Below are 18583 nucleotides of genomic sequence, written 5' to 3' on the forward strand. Positions count from 1 at the left end.
CGATGCTCGAACTGCTAGCCAATCACACCTGCTACGGCGGCGCGCAGCGTATCTACAAGCATGAGTCGAAGGTAATCGGGCTGCCGATGCGTTTTGCGGTGTATCTGCCGCCGCAAGCCACGCAGGGAGCCGATGCCGCGGAGGTGAAGGTGCCGGCGCTGTTCTACCTCGCGGGTCTCACCTGTACCGAGGAAACCTTCCCGATCAAGGCAGGCGCGCAGCGCTTCGCCGCGCAGCACGGGATTGCGCTGATCGCACCGGACACCAGTCCGCGCGGTGCGGGTATCCCGGGCGAAAGCGCGGCATGGGACTTCGGCGTGGGTGCGGGGTTCTATGTCGATGCGACCGAGGAACCCTGGTCGAAGCACTTCCGGATGTACTCGTACGTGCGCGACGAACTGCGAGAAACGGTGCTGGCGAATCTGCCGGTGGACGGCGAGCGGCTCGGCATCTTCGGTCACTCGATGGGCGGCCACGGCGCGCTGATGCTGGCGCTACGCAATCCACAGATTTACCGCTCGGTGTCGGCGTTCGCGCCGATTGCGGCGCCCTCGATCGCTCCGTGGGGCGAGAAGGCGTTCGGCGGATATCTGGGCCAGGATCGGGAAGCGTGGAAGGCGTACGACGCGAGCGAACTGGTGGCGAACACGTCGCACAAGTTCGCGGAGGGGATTCTGATCGATCAGGGTCTGTCGGACCAGTTTCTTTCCGAGCAGTTATACCCCGATGTGTTCGAAGCGGCGTGCCATGCCGCGGGACAGCCATTGATGTTGCGGCGTCACGTGGGTTACGACCACGGGTACTTTTTCATCTCGACGTTCATCGAGGATCACATTGCGCATCACGCGAAGGTTTTGCTCGCCTGATGCGCGATCCCTCACCGCCGGCCTAGCAAACTCCCGCCATATACCAAGGCGGCTAGCGCGGTGATCCAGAAGCTCGTCGGCCAATCCGTATAGAACGCGAGCGTGAGTCCAAGCCAAGCTTGCACCAGCGCGAGCAGCGCCGCGAGCACGAGCCCGGTGGAGAGCCTCGTGGTGAGGTTCTGCGCCGCGGCCGCCGGCCCTACCATCAGCGTGAACACCAGCAACACGCCGACGATCTGCGTACATGCCGCCACTGCCAGCGCGGCAATCGCCAGAAACAGCACCGACACGAGCCGCAGCGACACGCCCTTGGCCTCGGCCAGTTCCGGTTGTAACGAAGCGAACAGCAACGGCCGCATGATCGCGGCGAGCGCCAGCAGGCTGAGCAGGCCGAGTCCCGCGAGCACGCCCAGCGTGGACGCGTTCACGCCGAGTACATTGCCGAACAGCAGCGCGGTGACCTGAGTCGCGTAAGCGGTAAAGAAGTGTAGAAACAGCAGCCCGAAGCCGAGCGCGAGCGAGAGGATCACGCCGATCGCCACATCGCGCCCCGCGAGTTTCTCGCCGAGCGCGCCCATGCCGACACCTGCTGCCAACGTGAAACCAATCATCCCCCAGATCGGCGAGATGCCAAGCAGCACCGCGCCGGTCGCACCGGTGAAGCCGACGTGCGAGAGCGCGTGACCCGCGAACGTCTGTCCGCGCATCACCAGAAAATAACCAACAATCCCCGCCAGCACCGCGACGATCCCCGACGCCGCGAATGCGTTCACCATGAAATCGTATTCAAACATCGTTCGTGTGTCCGTCGCGTGAGGCGTGGTGATGGCCGTGTGAGTGGCCATGGCCGTGCTTATGCCCGTGGCCCGACGCGCCGCCATGATCGTGATCATGGGCGTCGTCTTCGTGTTCGTGATCGTGCTTTTCGACTTCGACGTCGCCTGACATCACGAAGATGCGGCCATTCACGCGCATCACGTCGATGGCCGAGCCGTAGAGCCGCGACAGCACCGGCTTCGTGATCACTTCATCAACCGTGCCGAGTGCTGCGACTCCGCTGCCCAGGTACAGCACCCGGTCGAGCGCATGTAGCAGCGGGTTGAGTTCGTGCGCAGAGAACAGCACCGCGATGCCCAGTTCCTGCTGCACGTTGCGCACCAGTTCGACCACGCTTTTCTGATGATGCGGGTCCAGACTGATCAGCGGCTCATCGAGCAGCAGCAGTTTGGGATTGCCGAGCAGGCACTGCGCGAGCAACAGACGCTGACGCTCGCCGCCCGACAGCTCGGACAAAGGCCGCGCCGCCAGCGCGCGACCGCCCACCAGATCCAGCACGCGTTCCACATCTGCGCGCGTTTTCGCGTCGGCGTGCGGCAGACCCCAGCGATGACCATCGGCCGCCATCGCGACAAAATCGCGGCCGCGCACGCGGCGGCCGGCGAGCGCGGCGCGCGTCTGCGGCATATAGCCGATCGACGCGTTGCCGCGCACTACCGGCTGACCGAGGACGCGGATCGTGCCGCTCGCCGCCGGCACGAGGCCGAGCACGGCACGCATCAGTGTGGTTTTACCCGCGCCGTTCGGCCCGAGCACGCCGATGAATTCGCCTTGATTCACCTGCAGACTGGTGTCGCGCAGGATGGCACGGCCGCCCAGTTCCAGCGTCACGTTCTCGAGTTCGAGAACCGGCGCGGCATTGGATGGTGTGCGGCCAGTCAGAGTCATTACGTGGTTCCGTTGGTTACTGCCTTATTTGGCTACCGCTGACGCCGCTGCCGGCGCACCGTTATCACCCGCCGCCAGCGCCGCGGAGAGAGCGTCCAGTTGCGAGAGCATCCACACCTGGTAGTTCTTGCCGGCCGGTTCCGTTTCCGTGACGCTCATGGTCGGCACGTGCGATTGCTGCGCGAGTTTCAACATGCGTTTGGTCAGGGCCTCGGTTGCCTGGCTGTTATAGATCAGGACCCGCACGCGCTTTTCGCGCAGGTCGCGTTCGAACGCGGCGATATCCGATGCGCTCGCTTCCGTGTCGTTCATTGTCGCCAGCTGGAAGCGCATATTGCGCATCGTCAGGCCGATGGCATCCGACATGTAGCCGAACACCGGTTCCGTCGCCGTCACCGGCACGCCGGCATAGCGGCCGTGCAGATCGGCCACCTTGGCGTCGATCGGCTTGAGCGAATCGAGAAACTTCGCGAGGTTCGCATCGTACGCCGACTTGTTCGCCGGGTCAGCCGTTTCGAGTGCCGTGGTGACTGCACGGGCTACTGCGGGCATGGTTGCCGGGTTATACCAGAGGTGCGGATTGTCGCCGCTTTTCTTGCCGATCAGGTCGGCGGCGACGATGATCGTGCGCTTTGCATTGTTCTTCGATGCGTTCAGCAGCTTCGCCATCCACGGATCGTAATCGGCGCCGTTGTAGACCACAAGGTTCGCGTGCTGCAATGCGCGGGCGGTCTTCGGGCTCGCTTCGAACAGATGCGGATCTTCGTCCGGGTTGCTCAGGATGCTGGTGACGTCCACATGGTCGCCGCCCAACTGATGCACCACGTCCCCGTAGAAGTTCTCCGCGGCCACCACCTGGATCTTCGCATCCTGCGCGAAGGCGCCCTGGCCGAGCGCCAGCACGGCGGCGCCGGCCACCAGATACTTCGACAGGCTGAGCGCACGGCGCGCATCGTGCCACTTCAAGCTGAGTTTGTTCATCGGTATCCCTGCTGCTAAAGAGTTGAATGCGAAGGGTGCCGGCCGATCCGGGAGAGCTTCGCGGTTAAGCGGGGATGCAATGATATAACGTATCTAATAAGTTTGTCAGCGGCTGAGGGCAGTCCGCTGCCGGCGTATTGCCGCCACAGGTGCGTGCCGCGGCCTCGGCAGAGCACGACGAGCTGACTCCCCCCGGCACTGCCGCGCTGCACCATCGAAATCTCGTTAACCGCCTTGACATGACCGGACGCGTATCCGATCATTCGATCACCAACAGAGCAATTGTTCGCGCAACGAGCGTTCGCTCACCGCGCGACAAAACTCGAAACGAACCGGAGACACGCAGTGGCAACGCGATTGCAAGGGAAAGTGGCGATCCTCACAGGTGCAGCGAGCGGAATCGGCGAAGCCGTTGCCCGCCGGTATCTGGACGAAGGTGCGCGTTGCGTGCTGGTCGACGTCAAGCCGGCTGACGGCTTCGGAGCAGCGCTGCGCAACGCGGACGGCGACCGGGTGCTGACCATCAGCGCCGACGTCACGCGCCGCGAGGACATCCAGCGCATTGTCGCAAGCACGGTCGAACGCTTCGGCCAGATCGATATTCTCTTCAACAACGCTGCGCTGTTCGACATGCGTCCGATTCTCGACGAATCCTGGGACGTCTTCGACCGCCTCTTCGCCGTCAACGTCAAAGGCATGTTCTTCCTGATGCAGGCCGTCGCCCAGCGCATGGTCGAGCAGGGCCACGGCGGCAAGATCATCAACATGTCATCGCAGGCCGGCCGGCGCGGCGAGGCACTCGTTTCACACTACTGCGCAACCAAAGCCGCCGTACTAAGCTATACGCAGTCCGCTGCACTGGCGCTGGCGCCGCACAAGATCAACGTCAACGGGATCGCACCCGGGGTCGTGGATACGCCGATGTGGGATCAGGTCGACGCGCTCTTCGCGAAATATGAGAACCGTCAGCCCGGCGAAAAGAAGCGTCTGGTCGGCGAGGCGGTGCCGCTCGGCCGTATGGGTGTTCCCGACGACCTGACCGGCGCAGCGTTGTTCCTTGCTTCCGCTGATGCTGATTACATCACCGCACAGACGCTGAACGTCGATGGCGGCAACTGGATGAGCTAACCCGTGGGCCCTTACCTGCTTAACGCCCGTTTGCACAACAACGCAGTAAAACATAACGTACTAGAAAGGAGACAAGTGATGAAAGCAGCCATGAAACCCGCGCTCAAGGCCGTCGGTGCCGCCGCCGTTGCGTGCGCAGCGTTGAACGCCACGGCCGGGACGGTGACGATCGCGACGTTGAACAACCCGGACATGATCGAGCTGAAGAAGCTGTCGCCGGCGTTCGAGCAGGCCAATCCGGACATCAAGCTGAACTGGGTGATCCTGGAAGAAAACGTGCTGCGTCAGCGCGCCACCACCGACATCACGACCGGCAGCGGCCAGTTCGACGTGATGACGATCGGTGCGTACGAGACGCCTCAATGGGGCAAGCGCGGCTGGCTCACCCCGATCACGAACCTGCCCGCGGCCTATGATCTGAACGACGTCGTGAAGACGGCGCGCGAGGGGCTGTCGTACAACGGCTCGCTGTACGCGTTGCCGTTCTACGTCGAAAGCTCGATGACGTACTACCGCAAGGACCTGTTCGCAGCGAAGGGTCTGACGATGCCGGATCAGCCGACTTATGACCAGATCCAGCAATTCGCCGACAAGCTCACCGACAAGGCCAACGGCATCTACGGTATCTGCCTGCGCGGCAAGGCCGGCTGGGGCGAAAACATGGCGTACGCGACCACGGTCGTGAACACCTTCGGCGGCCGCTGGTTCAACGAGAAGTGGGAACCGCAGCTCACGTCGCCGGAATGGAAGAAGGCTATCGGCTTCTACGTCAACCTGCTGCAAAAAGACGGCCCTCCGGGAGCGAGCTCGAACGGCTTCAACGAAAACCTGACGCTGATGTCATCGGGCAAATGCGCGATGTGGATCGATGCGACGGTGGCGGCCGGCATGCTGTACAACAAGCAGCAATCGCAGATCGCCGACAAGGTGGGTTTTGCTGCCGCTCCGACCGAAGTGACGCCGAACGGCGCACACTGGCTGTGGGCTTGGGCGCTGGCAATTCCGAAGTCGTCCAAGCAGGCTGATGCTGCGAAGAAGTTCATCGCGTGGGCCACCTCGAAGGAATACATCGAGATGGTCGCGAAGGATGAAGGCTGGGCCTCGGCGCCTCCGGGAACCCGTCAGTCGACCTATGCTCGTCCTGAGTACAAGGCGGCCGCACCGTTTGCCGACTTCGTGCTGAAGGCGATCGAAACGGCTGATCCGAATCATCCGACGCTCAAACCGGTGCCGTACACCGGTGTGCAGTTCGTCGGCATTCCTGAGTTTCAGTCGTTTGGTACGGTAGTGGGCCAAAGCATCTCGGGTGCCCTCGCCGGACAGATGACCGTCGACCAGGCACTGGCAGCCGGACAGGCTACTGCCGAACGCGCTGTGCGGCAGGCCGGTTATCTGAAGTGACGTGAAACACGCCGGCCGACGCCAGTCGGCCGGCCCTTGCAGCACAGCGGGCCGTCGCGGCTGAGCCGTTACGCCTGAGCCACGTCCCGGTCGCACCCGCTTCGCCGCGACCGGCAGCACCTCGGGCTGAACCTTCAGCCGCGCGTTTACCGCGCTTTACCGAACAGGTGGTCACATCATGCGTCCTCTGCGCCTTCCTCTCATGCATGCCACTCCCCAGACCGAAAAAGAGCGCGAAACGCGCAAAGCCAATTCCGCGCGCTGGTTAGCGGCGCCGTCCACTGCTGTACTGGTACTGTGGATGGCGATTCCGTTGGCGATGACGATCTGGTTTTCGTTCTCGCATTACAACCTGCTCAATCCTGATGAAAAGGGCTTTGCGGGGATCGACAACTACAAGTACCTCGCTACAGACCCGTCGTTTGGACCGTCGATCGGACACACGCTCGAACTGATTATCGCCACGCTGGTGATTACGGTAGTGGGCGGCGTGCTGATGTCGGTGCTGTTCGACCGTAAGTTCTACGGCCAGGGTGTCGCACGGCTGCTGGCGATTGCGCCGTTCTTCGTGATGCCGACGGTCAGCGCGCTGATCTGGAAGAACATGATCCTGCATCCGGTGTACGGCCTGATCGCGCAGGGTATGCGCGCCATAGGCATGCAGCCGATCGACTGGTTCGCCGACTATCCGCTCACCGCGATCATCATGATCGTCTCGTGGCAGTGGTTACCGTTCGCGTTCCTGATTTTGTTCACGGCCATCCAGTCGCTCGACCAGGAGCAGAAGGAAGCGGCCAAGATCGACGGCGCGGGTGCCTTCTCGATGTTCTTCTACATCACACTGCCTCACCTGAAACGGGCGATTGCAGTGGTGGTGATGATGGAGACCATTTTCCTGCTGTCGATCTTCGCTGAAATCTATACGACGACAGGCGGCGGCCCAGGCACGGCGACCACCAATCTGTCTTACCTGATCTATTCGCTCGGCCTGCAACAGTTCGACGTGGGCCTCGCCTCGGCCGGCGGGATTCTCGCGGTGGTGCTGGCGAACATCGTGTCGTTCTTCCTTGTCCGCATGCTCGCGAAGAACCTGAAAGGGGAGTACGAAAAATGAGCCACGTTGCCGCTTCACCTGTTTCGTCGTCGGCCACCTCGTCGAAGAATGCGCCGTGGGCCGTCTTCAAGCGCGCGATTCCTGGTGTGTTCGCATGGCTGATCGCGTTGCTGCTGTTCTTCCCGATCTTCTGGATGACGATTACCGCGTTCAAGACCGAGCAGCAGGCTTATGCGTCGTCGCTGTTTTTCATCCCGACGCTGGACAGCTTCCGTGAGGTGTTCGCACGCAGCAACTATTTCTCGTTCGCGTGGAATTCGGTGCTGATTTCGGCGGGCGTCACGGTGCTGTGCCTGTTGCTCGCCGTGCCATGTGCTTACGCGATGGCGTTCTTTCCGACCCGCCGCACGCAGAAGCTGCTGCTGTGGATGCTGTCGACGAAGATGATGCCGTCGGTGGGCGTGCTGGTGCCGATCTATCTGCTGTGGAAGAACTCCGGGCTGCTCGATACGGTGTCGGGGCTCGTGATCGTCTACACGCTGATCAATCTGCCGATTGCGGTGTGGATGACCTTCACGTACTTCGCCGAGATTCCGCGCGATATTCTTGAAGCAGGCCGCATGGATGGCGCGGCGACCTGGCAGGAAATCGTCTTCCTGCTGATGCCGATGTCGCTGCCGGGCCTGGCTTCCACGGCGCTGCTGCTGGTCATTCTGTCGTGGAACGAGGCGTTCTGGAGTATCAACCTGTCCAGTTCGAACGCGGCGCCGCTGACGGTGTTTATCGCGTCGTACTCGAGTCCTGAAGGGTTGTTCTGGGCCAAGCTTTCGGCCGCTTCGCTGCTGGCGGTGGCGCCGATCCTGATCGTCGGCTGGCTGTCGCAGAAGCAACTGGTGCGTGGGCTGACGTTCGGGGCGGTTAAATGACCGGTAACCCCGTGACTGGTAACCGGCTGGCGTTGATCTGCGATTGCGACGGTGTCCTGATCGACAGCGAAGCGGTGGCGGCGCGCATGCTGGTGCATGAGCTGGAGGCGCGCTGGCCGGATACCGACGTCGAACCGGTGGTGCTGCCACTGCTTGGGTTGCGCATCGAACGGGTGCTCGAAAACGCGGCCGCGCAACTTGGCCGCAGCCTGAGCGCGGAAGACATGGCCTCGATACGCCACGCCGTCGAAGCTGCGGCGATGCAGGCACCTGCAGTCGCCGGCATTGCCGAGGCACTCGCGCAGATTCCGCTTATCAAGGCATGCGCGAGCAACAGCTTCAAGGCGTATGTGCAAACGGTGCTGGCGCGCACGGGCCTCGAGAAGTTCTTCGATGGCCGGCTGTACTGTGCCGATGCCGTCGCCATGCCGAAGCCCGCTCCGGACGTGTATCTGGCGGCGGCAAAGGGTTTCGGTCTGGCGAGCAGCGCCTGTCTGGTCGTGGAAGACAGCGTCACCGGCGTGACGGCGGCGAGCGCGGCAGGAATGACGGTGCTGGGCTTTATCGGAGGCGGTCACGCGAGCGAGGCGCAGATCGGCGCGTTGCACGCGGCGGGTGCCTCACACGTATTCGACGATATGACGCAACTGCCCGAGCTGGTGGCGCTATGGACCCAGCGCGTGACGGCGGCATTGCATTGAGAAGGTATTGAGAGGGTTTGCGAGCCGGGTGCGGAAAGAGACAGGCACACGCCGCTAGCGGACGCTGTCAAACTGGATTAACGTAGTACGAGAAACATACGGAGACACATCATGGCAAGCTTAACTCTGCGCAACATCAGAAAAGCCTACGACGACAATGAAGTGATGCGCGACGTCAATCTCGACATCGCGGACGGTGAGTTCGTTGTGTTCGTGGGCCCGAGCGGCTGCGGGAAATCGACGCTGATGCGCATGATCGCCGGCCTCGAGGACATCACGAGCGGCGATCTGAATATCGACGGCACGCGCGTGAACGACGTGCCGCCAGCCAAGCGCGGCATTGCGATGGTGTTCCAGTCATACGCGCTTTATCCGCACATGACGCTGTACGACAACATGGCGTTCGGGCTGAAGCTTGCCGGCACCAAGAAGCCGGAGATCGACGCGGCGGTGCGCAATGCAGCGAAGATTCTGCACATCGACCACCTGCTCGACCGCAAGCCCAAGCAGTTGTCGGGCGGCCAGCGGCAACGCGTGGCCATCGGCCGTGCGATTACGCGCAAGCCGAAGGTGTTCCTCTTCGACGAACCGCTGTCGAACCTCGATGCCGCGCTGCGCGTGAAGATGCGCCTGGAGTTCGCCCGTCTGCACGACGAGCTGAAGACCACGATGATCTACGTGACGCACGATCAGGTCGAGGCCATGACGCTGGCGGACAAGATCGTGGTGCTGTCGGCGGGCAATGTCGAGCAGGTTGGCAGCCCGACGATGCTGTATCACGCGCCGGCCAACCGCTTCGTGGCAGGCTTTATCGGCTCGCCGAAAATGAACTTCATGGAGGGCGTGGTGCAGTCGGTTACGCACGACGGCGTCACGGTGCGCTACGAAACCGGCGAGACCCAGCGCGTTGCAGTGGAGCCGGGCACGGTGAAGCAGGGCGACAAGGTGACGGTTGGGATTCGCCCCGAGCATCTGCACGTCGGCACGACCGATGACGGCGTTTCGGCACGCACGATGGCGATTGAATCGCTTGGGGATGCGGCCTATCTGTACGCGGAATCGAGTGTGTCGCCGGAGGGTCTGATTGCGCGTATTCCGCCGCTCGAACGGCATACGAAGGGCGAGACGCAGAAGCTCGGCGCGACGCCCGAGCATTGCCATCTGTTCGATGCCCAAGGGAAAGCGTTCCAGCGCAAGATTGTCGAGGTACTGGCTGCTTAAGCGAAGAACGCGAAGACCCCGAAGACCGCGAAGAACACAAGGTGCGCCGCGTATAGCCGGCGCATCTTGCCAGTAGCGTTCACGCCTCCAGCGCCGCTCGTGCGCACAACTCGTCGGTCACCAGCCCCGACAGCCATCCGCCTTTGAGCACTGCAATCACCGCCTCGCGTTTGCGCTCGCCGCCGGCGAAGCCAATCGTGGGCCGCCGCGGCGGCGAATCCAGCGCCACGCTGGTGACGCGCTGCCCCGTCGACGATTCGACGTGCCCACCCGCTGCGTCGATCGGCAGACCGAGGATCTCGGCCACCGCCTTGTTTTGCACGAGCTCCTTCACTTCGCTCGACGTAATAAACCCATCCTCGTATAGCGGGCAGTGCGGTCCGATGTTGCCAATCCCGACAAACGCCACATCGGCCTCGCCCGTCAGCGATTCGACGATCCGGTACAGACGGTGATTGCACCACTGCGCGCGCTCGGCCTCGCTATCGGCGAGCAGCGGCGCGGGCAGCAGAAAATGCTTGCCGCCGGTCTTCTCCGAAATGTGCAGCGCGACGTCGTAGCGGTTCGAGGAGCCGTCCTGGGCGATCGCCCCGACCATCGATACCAACCGGTGTTGCGGACGCTCCAGCTGGGCGATCTGGTCGACCGCGGCTTTGAGCGTCCGGCCGCTGCCCACCGCGACCACCATTGGCTTTTCTTCGTTCAGATAGCGTTCCATCACCTGCGCGCCGGCGACGGCGAGCTTGCGGTCGACTTCCTCGGCGGTGTCGTTGTCGACCGGTACCACTTCGCACATCGCGAGGCCATAGCGCTTCGATAACTGCTCGGCGAGCGCAAGGCAATCGGCGAGCTGATGATCGACCCGCACGCGTATCAGGTTTTTCTCGACCGCGAATGCGACCAGCCGCTGTGCCACCGGGCGCGACACCTGCAGTTTCTCTGCGATCTCGTTCTGGGTGTTGCCTGCGACGTAGTAGAGCCACGCGGCGCGTGTGGCGAGGTCGAGTTTTTCGTTGGACTTGGGCACGGTGGGCTTCTTGTGGTTTGCGCCGAGGATAGCAGTCTCTCAGTCTGCTGATTCCGGCATGGGGGACGTCATCGCTAAGCCAGCCGCTCGCGCGACGGGTCGAACAGCGGCCGTACATGTCGGTACAGCGTCCGGAAGCCATCCAGCCGCGCGCGCAAAGCCGCGTGTCGCGCCGGGTCCGGGGTGAATTCCATTTCGACCGGGGGTTTGGTGAGCACCTGCGCCGGATCGCCACCTGCCGCCAGCCAGCCGAGACGGGCCGCGCCGAGCGCGGCGCCGGTTTCGCCGCCGCCGTGCTTGCGGGTGGTGGTGTTTAGCGCGTCCGCCAGTAGTTGCGCCCAGTAGTTGCTGCGCGCGCCGCCGCCAAGCAGTGACAGTCCGCTCGCCTCGGTGCCTGCAGCGCGCAGTGCATCGAGCCCGTCAGTGAGCGCGAAGGTCACGCCTTCGAGCACCGCATAACCGAGCAACGCGCGATCGGTGGCGTGATTCATGCCGAAGAACACGCCCTGCGCATACGGATCGTTGTGCGGCGTGCGTTCGCCGGATAGATACGGCAGGAAGAATGGCGCGCTCGCCAAAGCTTCGGGCTTCAGCGCTTCGACTTCGGCGAGCAGTGTGGGTTCGTCGGTGGACGTGAGCTTGCAGACCCAGCGCAGGCAACTCGCTGCCGAGAGCACCACGCTCATCTGATGCCAGCGGTCCGGAATTGCGTGGCAAAACGCGTGCACGGCGGATGACGGATTCGGCCGGAAGCTGTCGCCGACTACACACAGCACGCCCGAGGTGCCCAGTGAGACAAAGCCGTCGCCCGGTTGCGTCGCACCGATGCCGATCGCGCTCGTCGCGTTGTCACCACCGCCTGCCGCGACGACGACACCGTCGCCGAGGCCAAACTCATGGGCCACGTCGGCCCGCAAGACGCCGGACGATTCGCTGCCTTCGCACAGACGCGGCATCTGCGAGCGGCTCATGTCGCAGGCGGCGAGCAGCGTGTCGGACCAGTCGCGCTTGGCGACATCGAGCCACAACGTGCCCGCGGCGTCCGAAGGATCGGACACCTTGTCGCCGGTCAGCTGCAGCCGCAGATAATCCTTCGGCAGCAGGACATAAGCTGTCTGCCGGAAAATCTCCGGCTCATGGCGTGCGACCCACAGCAGTTTGGGCGCGGTGAAACCGGGCATCGCGAGATTGCCGGCTATCTGGTGCAACTCCGGCGCGCGCTCGGTCAGCTCGGCGCATTCCTCGACGCTGCGCATGTCGTTCCACAGGATCGCCGGACGCAGTACACGGTCCTGCGCATCGAGCAGCACGGCGCCGTGCATCTGCCCCGAGAGGCCAATGCCGCGGATCTGGGCGAATTCGTCGGGATGTTTCGCGCGCAGGGCAAAGAGGGCAGCGCGCGTGCCTTCCCACCAGTCGGAGGGATTCTGTTCGGCCCAGCGCTGATGCGGGCGCGAAACGGTAAACGGAGAGCCTGCCGTACCGATCACGCGTCCGTTTGACGCGAGCAGCAGGACTTTCACTTCGGACGTGCCGAGGTCGATGCCGAGATACATGGGCGCGGAACCTTCGTCGTTGGGGATGCGCTACTGTAGCCGCACACGGCGGTCGATGCCATGGGCGTTAGACCTGACCCGGGACGGCGTGCGGTGGTTCGTGGTGGCCGCGGCAGTGTGTCGTCAAGGAGGCGGGGGCGCGGTGGGCGCGCCCCCGAACCTTAGGCGCGCGTGGCTAGCCACGCATCCACGCGGGCTAGCGCACCGCGCAGCGCCTTCTCCAGATGGGGCGTTTGCGCGAGACTGCCCCACAGAAGCCGATCGGCGCAGAACGCCTGCAACGGGTCGGGCGCGGCAAAGAATGCGCGCGCAACGCGTTCGTCCATCACACCGTCCTGATACTTGTACGGCAGCTTGCCGGCCTGCCAGCGGTCGAGAAAGCGGAAGAACAGCGCGGGCAGCATGGCAGTGGCCGCCGGCTCGACACCGCGTTCGAAGCACTCGGCGAGGGTCGGGGCAATGAAGCCCGGGATCTTCGAAAAGCCGTCGGCCGCGACCCGCTGATTGGTGTCCTGGATATGCGGATTGCTGAAGCGGTCGAGCACGACGTCGCGATAGCGCGCCAGATCGAGCGGACTCGGCGTGAGACAGGGGATCACATCCTGTGTGACGTAATCGAAGGCGAACTGGCGGATCTCAGCGTCTTGCGTGCCTTCGTGGATGTAGTTCAGCCCGACCAGCGTTCCGGCCCAGGCAATGCAGCTATGGGTGGCATTGAGGATGCGGATCTTGGCCTCTTCATACGGCACCACCGATTCAACCAGCTCCGCGCCGACCCGCTCCCACGCCGGCCGTCCTGCGCAAAAGCGGTCTTCGATGACCCACTGGATAAACGCTTCGCCCATCACCGGCACGGCATCGTCGAAACCGGTGGCCGCCAGCACGCGTTCGCGCACATCGGGGGTGGGTCGTGGCGTGATGCGGTCGACCATCGAGCTCGGCGAGCTCGTATTGGCGTCGAACCAGGCCGCGAGCGCGGCGGCGCCGCTGCGCTCGAGGAACTCGCTCATTCCGGCGTGAAAACGCTCGCCGTTGCTGCGCAGGTTGTCGCAGCTTTGCAGCGTTACTGGTCCGGCGTTGCGCTGCATGCGCGCTTCGAGAATCGCTGCCAATGCGCCGTAGATGGTCGTGCGGGCGCCTTTGAGGTCGGCGGCGAGGTCGGCAAGGGCGGTGTCGAGGCGGTCGTGCTCGTCGAGGTAATAGCCGCCTTCGGTGACCGTGAACGCGATGATCTTGCAGGCCGGATCGGCACCCGCTTCGATCAGTCCATCGAGGGTCTCCGACCACGGCACCACACGCTCGATCGAACGCACCGTCTCATACTCGCGCTCGCCTGCTGGCGTGACGGTCTCGAGCGTATAGACACCGTCTTGCGCCGCGAGTCCTTCGAGCACAGCGTTCATGTCGCCGCGAATATTGCCGACCGTGAGCGACCAGCGTGGTTCGCCTTCCTTGCGTAGCTCGTTCAGGCGGTGCAGATACCACGCCTGATGGGCGCGGTGAAACGATCCTGCGCCAATGTGCAAGATCACGTGGGCGTTCGCGACGCCGCTTTGGCCGCTGTTCATAGGTGTCTCCTTTGTGGACCGGAGTTAGCGCTTGAGCGCTCGTGTCGATCCCTTGCGAAAGTTTTTCACGCACGGTCTACGCGTGCGTTTTCTGGGTGGAGCATTTGCTCTGCATGTGAACGAATGATCGTATCCGGCGAATCGAAAGTCAAGGCGGCAAACGCCTCAATCTGTGGCGCAGCGCCGCGTGGCGGGGCATCTGCGAGGTGTGCGGAGAGTGGGCAGCGTTGTCTGGTGCCCCTTTGCAGGGCTGTTGCATTGCATCAAATTTGACATTCAAAGCGTCAGGAGTAACCCCGATGCAAAAAAGTATCAGTCTGCGGTCTCATTTTTAGTGGTGCGCAGCGCGTTTGAGGGCTAATTTCCGTTATACAAACCGAAGACCGGCGGCGCGCGTCAGAAATCAGCGCTGCAGCAAGCCGCTTCAATGGAGGAAGACACGTGCAACCCGATCTCGAGCTCGTGGCCGTGCGCCGCGACGAATCGTTCAAGGTGTGGTCCCACGGGTATCCGTACCGCACGGTGCGCTGGCATTTCCACCCCGAATACGAAATCCATCTGATCGTGGCGACGACCGGCAAGGTGTTCGTTGGCGATCACATCAGCAACTTTGTGCCTGGCAATCTGGTGATGGTGGGGCCGAACCTGCCGCACAACTGGGTGAGCGACGTGCCGGAAGGCGAAACCGTTGAACGGCGCAATCTGGTCGTGCAGTTCGGACAGGAGTTCGTCGCGCACTGTATGGAGAGCTTTCCGGAGTGGCGGCAGGTGGAGGCGTTGCTGGCCGCTTCGCGGCGCGGGGTGTCGTTCGGCGCGCAAACCAGCGCGGCGATCCAGCCGCTCTTTATGGAGCTGTTGAACGCGCGTGGCTTACGCCGCATCGTGCTGTTCATGTCGATGTTCGAAGTGCTGGTGAGTGCTCAGGATACCGAACTGCTGGCGAGCCCTGCTTATCAGACGGATCCGACCGGTTTCGCCGCCACGCGCATCAATCATGCGCTGTCCTATATTGGCAAGAATCTGTCCTCGGACTTGCGTGAGTCAGATCTCGCGCAACTGGCGGGGCAGAGCGTGAGCGCTTTCTCACGTTATTTTCGCCGTCATACCGGCATGCCGTTCGTGCAGTACGTCAACCGCATGCGTATCAATCTCGCCTGCCAGATGTTGATGGACGATGAGTTGAGCGTGACCGATATCTGCTACAAGGTCGGCTTCAACAATCTGTCCAATTTCAACCGGCAGTTCCTGCTTGCGAAGGGGATGTCGCCTTCGAAGTTTCGCCGTTACCAGCATCTGAACGACGCGAGCCGCGATGCTTCCGATGAAGCCGCGGCTCGTGGTGACGGTGTTGCTGATGCTCCGGCGATTGTGCCGGCGGTGCAGAAGCGGGGGCGTGCGCGGATATCGGCTGGCGCTTATCGGGCGACGTAGCAGGTTCGAGGTACGTCGCTCGTCCCGTGGTGGCGGAGCGAGCGTCTGCGGATTACAGCATCGTCCTCACATGCCACAACTCTGGAAACAGCACCACGTCCAGCATCTTGCGCAGATACAGCGCGCCGCTGGTACCGCCCGTGCCTTGCTTGAAGCCGATGATCCGCTCAACCGTCGTCACATGACGAAAGCGCCACTGCCGAAACGCGTCTTCCAGATCGACCAGCTCCTCAGCCATCTCATACAGCTCCCAATGCTGCGACGGATTGCGATAAACCTCGAGCCATGCTGCTTCCACTGACGCATCGTGCGTGGTCGGCTGGGTCCAGTCGCGCTCCAGCCTCTCGGGTGCAATCGCAAATCCGCGCCGCGCGAGCAGACGGATCACTTCGTCATAGAAGGAAGGCGCTTCGAGCGTGGCCTGCACTTCGGCGAGCACGTCAGGCCGATGCGCATGCGGCTTCAGCATCAGTTCATTCTTGTTGCCGAGCAGGAACTCGATCTGCCGGTATTGATGCGACTGAAATCCGGACGAGCTGCCGAGGTAAGGCCGCATCGCCGTGTATTCGGAAGGTGTCATCGTCGACAGCACGCTCCACGCCTGCACCAGCTGCTCCATGATGCGCGACACGCGCGCCAGCATCTTGAACGCGGGCGGCAACTCATCGCGATGCACCGCTTCGAGTGCGGCGCGCAGCTCGTACAACGCAAGCTTCATCCACAGTTCACTCGTCTGATGCTGGATGATGAACAGCATCTCGTTGTGATCCGGCGAAAGCGGATGTTGCGCAGACAGGATGGAGCCGAGCGAGAGGTAATCCCCGTAGCTCATCGACTTCGAGAAATCGAGTTGGGCGTTGTGCCAGCCGTTGTCGGTCTCGCCCGCGCTTTCGTTTTCGTCGTCCGCCGCCGGGACATGTGGCGCTGAGGCAGCGTGAACTGCAGCAGTGCTACCGCTGCCGTGACCAAACGGACAGCCGCCCTGCACCGGCGCAGCAGCAGACTCATCAGGTGAACCAGGCAGCCCCGGCGTTTGCATATGATCGGTCATCGCGCGCTCCTCAGGTCACCGCGCCGCGAGCGGCAAATTCCGGTGCACGCCAGGTCTCTTTGACCAGCACCTCGTGCAGCGTTTCGACGGCATCCCACACGTCGACAAAGCGCGTGTACAGCGGCGTGAAGCCGAAGCGCAACACACGTGGTTCGCGATAATCGCCAATCACCCCGCGCGCAATCAGCGCCTGCATCACTTCATAACCGTGCGGATGTTCGAAGCTCGCATGCGAGCCGCGTTGCGCATGATCGCGCGGCGTGACGAGCGTAAGCGGAAACTCGGCGCAGCGCGATTCGACCAGTTCGATGAACAGATCGGTCAGCGCCAGCGACTTCTGGCGAACCGCCTGCATATCGGTTTGCAGGAACACGTCGAGCCCGCATTCCACGAGCGCCATCGACACCATCGGCTGCGTGCCGCACAGGAAGCGTCCCACGCCGTCATCGGGCTTGTAGACCGGGTTCATCTCGAACGGCGCACGATGACCCCACCAGCCCGACAGCGGTTGCGCGAACGCATTCTGATGACGATGCGGCACCCACACAAACGCCGGCGAGCCGGGGCCGCCATTCAGATACTTATACGTGCAGCCCACCGCGTAATCCGCGCCGACACCGTTCAGATCCACCGGCACCGCGCCCGCCGAATGCGCGAGGTCCCACAGCGCCAGCGCGCCCTTGTCGTGAATCAGTTTCGTGAGCGCCGCCATGTCGTGCATATAGCCAGTGCGGTAGTTCACGTGCGTGATCATCGCGATAGCGGTGTCGTCGCCGATCGCCGCAGGCAGTTCGGACGGATCGTCGACGAGGCGCAGTTCATAGCCCCGGTCGAGCTGCTCGATCAGCCCCTGCGCGATATACAGGTCCGACGGGAAGTTCGAGCGTTCCGAGACGATTACGCGCCGCTTCGGGTCGCGCTCGTTCGCAAGACGCACGGCGGCTGAAAGCAGCTTGAACAGGTTGATCGAAATCGTATCGGTGACGACGACTTCGTTGTGCGCTGCGCCGATCAGCGGTGCGAGCTTGTTGCCCAGGCGCCGCGGCAATGCGAACCATCCCGCGCTGTTCCAGCTGCGGATCAGTCCTTCGCTCCATTCGGCGGCGATCACGGTTTGCGCGCGCTGCGCGGCGGCGGCCGGCGGCACGCCAAGCGAGTTGCCGTCCAGGTAGATGGTGGTCGAGGGCAGCGCGAACTGGTCGCGCAGGGTGCCAAGCGGGTCGGCGCGGTCGAGCGCTACGGCTTCGTCACGGTTTTTCATGATGGTCCAGAGTCAAAAAATCAGAGTGGGTCAGCCGAGTTCGGCGGCGGGCAGCGCGCGCAGTACGGCGCGAACCGGGCTCGCATCGAGCGTGGCGAATTTGAGAGGCAGCGCGATCAGTTCGTAGTCGCCGGGCGCGATGGCATCCAGCACGATTCCTTCGAGAATCGCCATCCGGTGCGCGCGGATGCGGTGATGCGCGTCCATCGTCTTCGATTCCTGCGGGTCGAGCGACGGGGTGTCGATGCCGATCAGCTTGACGCCGCGCGACGCCAGCAGATCGATCGTCTCCGGCGCGACTGCGCAGAATGCGCTGTCCCACGTCGTGGTCGGCGCTTGCTGGTAGGTGCGCAGCAGGATGCGCGGTGGCATACCGTCCAGCGAGCCGGCCACATGCTCGGGCGTGACCACCGGTGTTGCGCCAATGCAATGGATCACGCGGCAGCGGCCCAGATATGCGTCGAGCGGCACCGCGCCAATGGCGGCGCCCTTGGCGTCGTAGTGAAGCGGCGCGTCGGTATGTGCGCCGGTATGCGGCGAGAGCGTGAGCCGTCCGACGTTGACGGGCGAGCCCGCCTCCATGCGCCAGACGCGCTCGATGCCAACCGGCGTATCGCCCGGCCAGACGGGCGTTGCGGTGTCGACGGCGGGGGTGATGTCCCAGAGTGTAGTCATGTCTCCGATGC

General features: G+C 63.1%; 17 protein-coding genes. 8 read left to right on the plus strand and 9 right to left on the minus strand.

Going from position 1 to position 18583, the window contains the following annotated elements; genetic code table 11:
• Positions 1 to 2 precede the first annotated feature (2 nt).
• Positions 3 to 866 carry an S-formylglutathione hydrolase gene (gene fghA / locus BUS06_RS06180; RefSeq protein WP_074263474.1) on the plus strand — a complete coding sequence of 288 codons (864 nt, stop codon included), beginning with the start codon at positions 3 to 5 and terminating at the stop codon, positions 864 to 866.
• A gap of 11 nt (positions 867 to 877) precedes the next feature.
• Here the strand turns inward: fghA and BUS06_RS06185 are convergent, their stop codons facing one another.
• Genes BUS06_RS06185 through BUS06_RS06195 form a run of 3 tightly spaced genes read right to left on the minus strand, consistent with a single transcriptional unit; the run spans position 878 to position 3572 of the window.
• Complete coding sequence (locus tag BUS06_RS06185; protein ID WP_074263475.1) at positions 878 to 1660, minus strand: metal ABC transporter permease; 783 nt, start codon at positions 1658 to 1660, stop codon at positions 878 to 880.
• On the minus strand, positions 1653 to 2591 hold the full coding sequence (locus BUS06_RS06190) for an ABC transporter ATP-binding protein (protein WP_074263476.1): 939 nt from the start codon (positions 2589 to 2591) through the stop codon (positions 1653 to 1655). Before BUS06_RS06190 ends, BUS06_RS06185 begins: the two co-directional genes overlap by 8 nt.
• Positions 2592 to 2615: 24 nt before the next feature.
• Positions 2616 to 3572 carry a metal ABC transporter solute-binding protein gene (locus tag BUS06_RS06195; RefSeq protein WP_074263477.1) on the minus strand — a complete coding sequence of 319 codons (957 nt, stop codon included), beginning with the start codon at positions 3570 to 3572 and terminating at the stop codon, positions 2616 to 2618.
• 345 nt (positions 3573 to 3917) lie between these two features.
• On the opposite strand from BUS06_RS06195, the gene BUS06_RS06200 reads away from it, so the two are divergent.
• From BUS06_RS06200 to BUS06_RS06225, 6 genes are all read left to right on the plus strand, one after another.
• Positions 3918 to 4700 (plus strand): L-iditol 2-dehydrogenase, encoded by a 783-nt coding sequence (locus BUS06_RS06200; RefSeq protein WP_074263478.1) that lies wholly within the window; start codon positions 3918 to 3920, stop codon positions 4698 to 4700.
• A gap of 78 nt (positions 4701 to 4778) precedes the next feature.
• Positions 4779 to 6101, plus strand: coding sequence for an ABC transporter substrate-binding protein (locus BUS06_RS06205; protein WP_074263479.1), 1323 nt, complete (start codon positions 4779 to 4781; stop codon positions 6099 to 6101).
• A gap of 178 nt (positions 6102 to 6279) precedes the next feature.
• A complete protein-coding gene (locus BUS06_RS06210) occupies positions 6280 to 7215 on the plus strand; it encodes a carbohydrate ABC transporter permease (RefSeq protein ID WP_074263480.1) in 936 nt (311 codons plus the stop codon).
• Positions 7212 to 8081: a carbohydrate ABC transporter permease gene (locus BUS06_RS06215; protein WP_074263481.1), complete on the plus strand. Its 870-nt coding sequence runs from the start codon at positions 7212 to 7214 to the stop codon at positions 8079 to 8081. The genes BUS06_RS06210 and BUS06_RS06215 overlap by 4 nt, the downstream gene beginning before the upstream one ends.
• Complete coding sequence (locus tag BUS06_RS06220) at positions 8078 to 8782, plus strand: HAD family hydrolase (protein ID WP_074263482.1); 705 nt, start codon at positions 8078 to 8080, stop codon at positions 8780 to 8782. Before BUS06_RS06215 ends, BUS06_RS06220 begins: the two co-directional genes overlap by 4 nt.
• A gap of 111 nt (positions 8783 to 8893) precedes the next feature.
• On the plus strand, positions 8894 to 10003 hold the full coding sequence (locus tag BUS06_RS06225; protein ID WP_074263483.1) for an ABC transporter ATP-binding protein: 1110 nt from the start codon (positions 8894 to 8896) through the stop codon (positions 10001 to 10003).
• 79 nt (positions 10004 to 10082) lie between these two features.
• Here BUS06_RS06225 and BUS06_RS06230 read toward each other — a convergent pair whose 3' ends face one another.
• From BUS06_RS06230 to dalD, 3 genes are all read right to left on the minus strand, one after another.
• Entirely contained in the window at positions 10083 to 11030 is a 948-nt protein-coding gene (locus BUS06_RS06230; RefSeq protein WP_074263484.1) for a sugar-binding transcriptional regulator, read from the minus strand.
• 74 nt (positions 11031 to 11104) lie between these two features.
• Positions 11105 to 12586, minus strand: coding sequence for a xylulokinase (gene xylB / locus BUS06_RS06235; protein WP_074263485.1), 1482 nt, complete (start codon positions 12584 to 12586; stop codon positions 11105 to 11107).
• A gap of 161 nt (positions 12587 to 12747) precedes the next feature.
• On the minus strand, positions 12748 to 14154 hold the full coding sequence (gene dalD, locus BUS06_RS06240) for a D-arabinitol 4-dehydrogenase (RefSeq protein ID WP_074263486.1): 1407 nt from the start codon (positions 14152 to 14154) through the stop codon (positions 12748 to 12750).
• Between the two features lie 441 nt (positions 14155 to 14595).
• On the opposite strand from dalD, the gene BUS06_RS06245 reads away from it, so the two are divergent.
• On the plus strand, positions 14596 to 15585 hold the full coding sequence (locus BUS06_RS06245) for an AraC family transcriptional regulator (protein WP_074263487.1): 990 nt from the start codon (positions 14596 to 14598) through the stop codon (positions 15583 to 15585).
• A gap of 52 nt (positions 15586 to 15637) precedes the next feature.
• On the opposite strand, the gene kynA is transcribed toward BUS06_RS06245, so the two are convergent.
• Genes kynA through kynB form a run of 3 tightly spaced genes read right to left on the minus strand, consistent with a single transcriptional unit; the run spans position 15638 to position 18572 of the window.
• Complete coding sequence (gene kynA, locus BUS06_RS06250) at positions 15638 to 16636, minus strand: tryptophan 2,3-dioxygenase (RefSeq protein WP_074263488.1); 999 nt, start codon at positions 16634 to 16636, stop codon at positions 15638 to 15640.
• A gap of 10 nt (positions 16637 to 16646) precedes the next feature.
• Positions 16647 to 17897, minus strand: a complete 1251-nt coding sequence (gene kynU, locus BUS06_RS06255) for a kynureninase (protein ID WP_074263489.1) — start codon at positions 17895 to 17897, stop codon at positions 16647 to 16649.
• A 30-nt stretch (positions 17898 to 17927) separates the two neighbouring features.
• Positions 17928 to 18572 (minus strand): arylformamidase, encoded by a 645-nt coding sequence (gene kynB / locus BUS06_RS06260; RefSeq protein ID WP_074263490.1) that lies wholly within the window; start codon positions 18570 to 18572, stop codon positions 17928 to 17930.
• Positions 18573 to 18583: the final 11 nt, after the last annotated feature.

It is taken from the genome of Paraburkholderia phenazinium (assembly GCF_900141745.1).
Taxonomy (GTDB): domain Bacteria; phylum Pseudomonadota; class Gammaproteobacteria; order Burkholderiales; family Burkholderiaceae; genus Paraburkholderia; species Paraburkholderia phenazinium_B.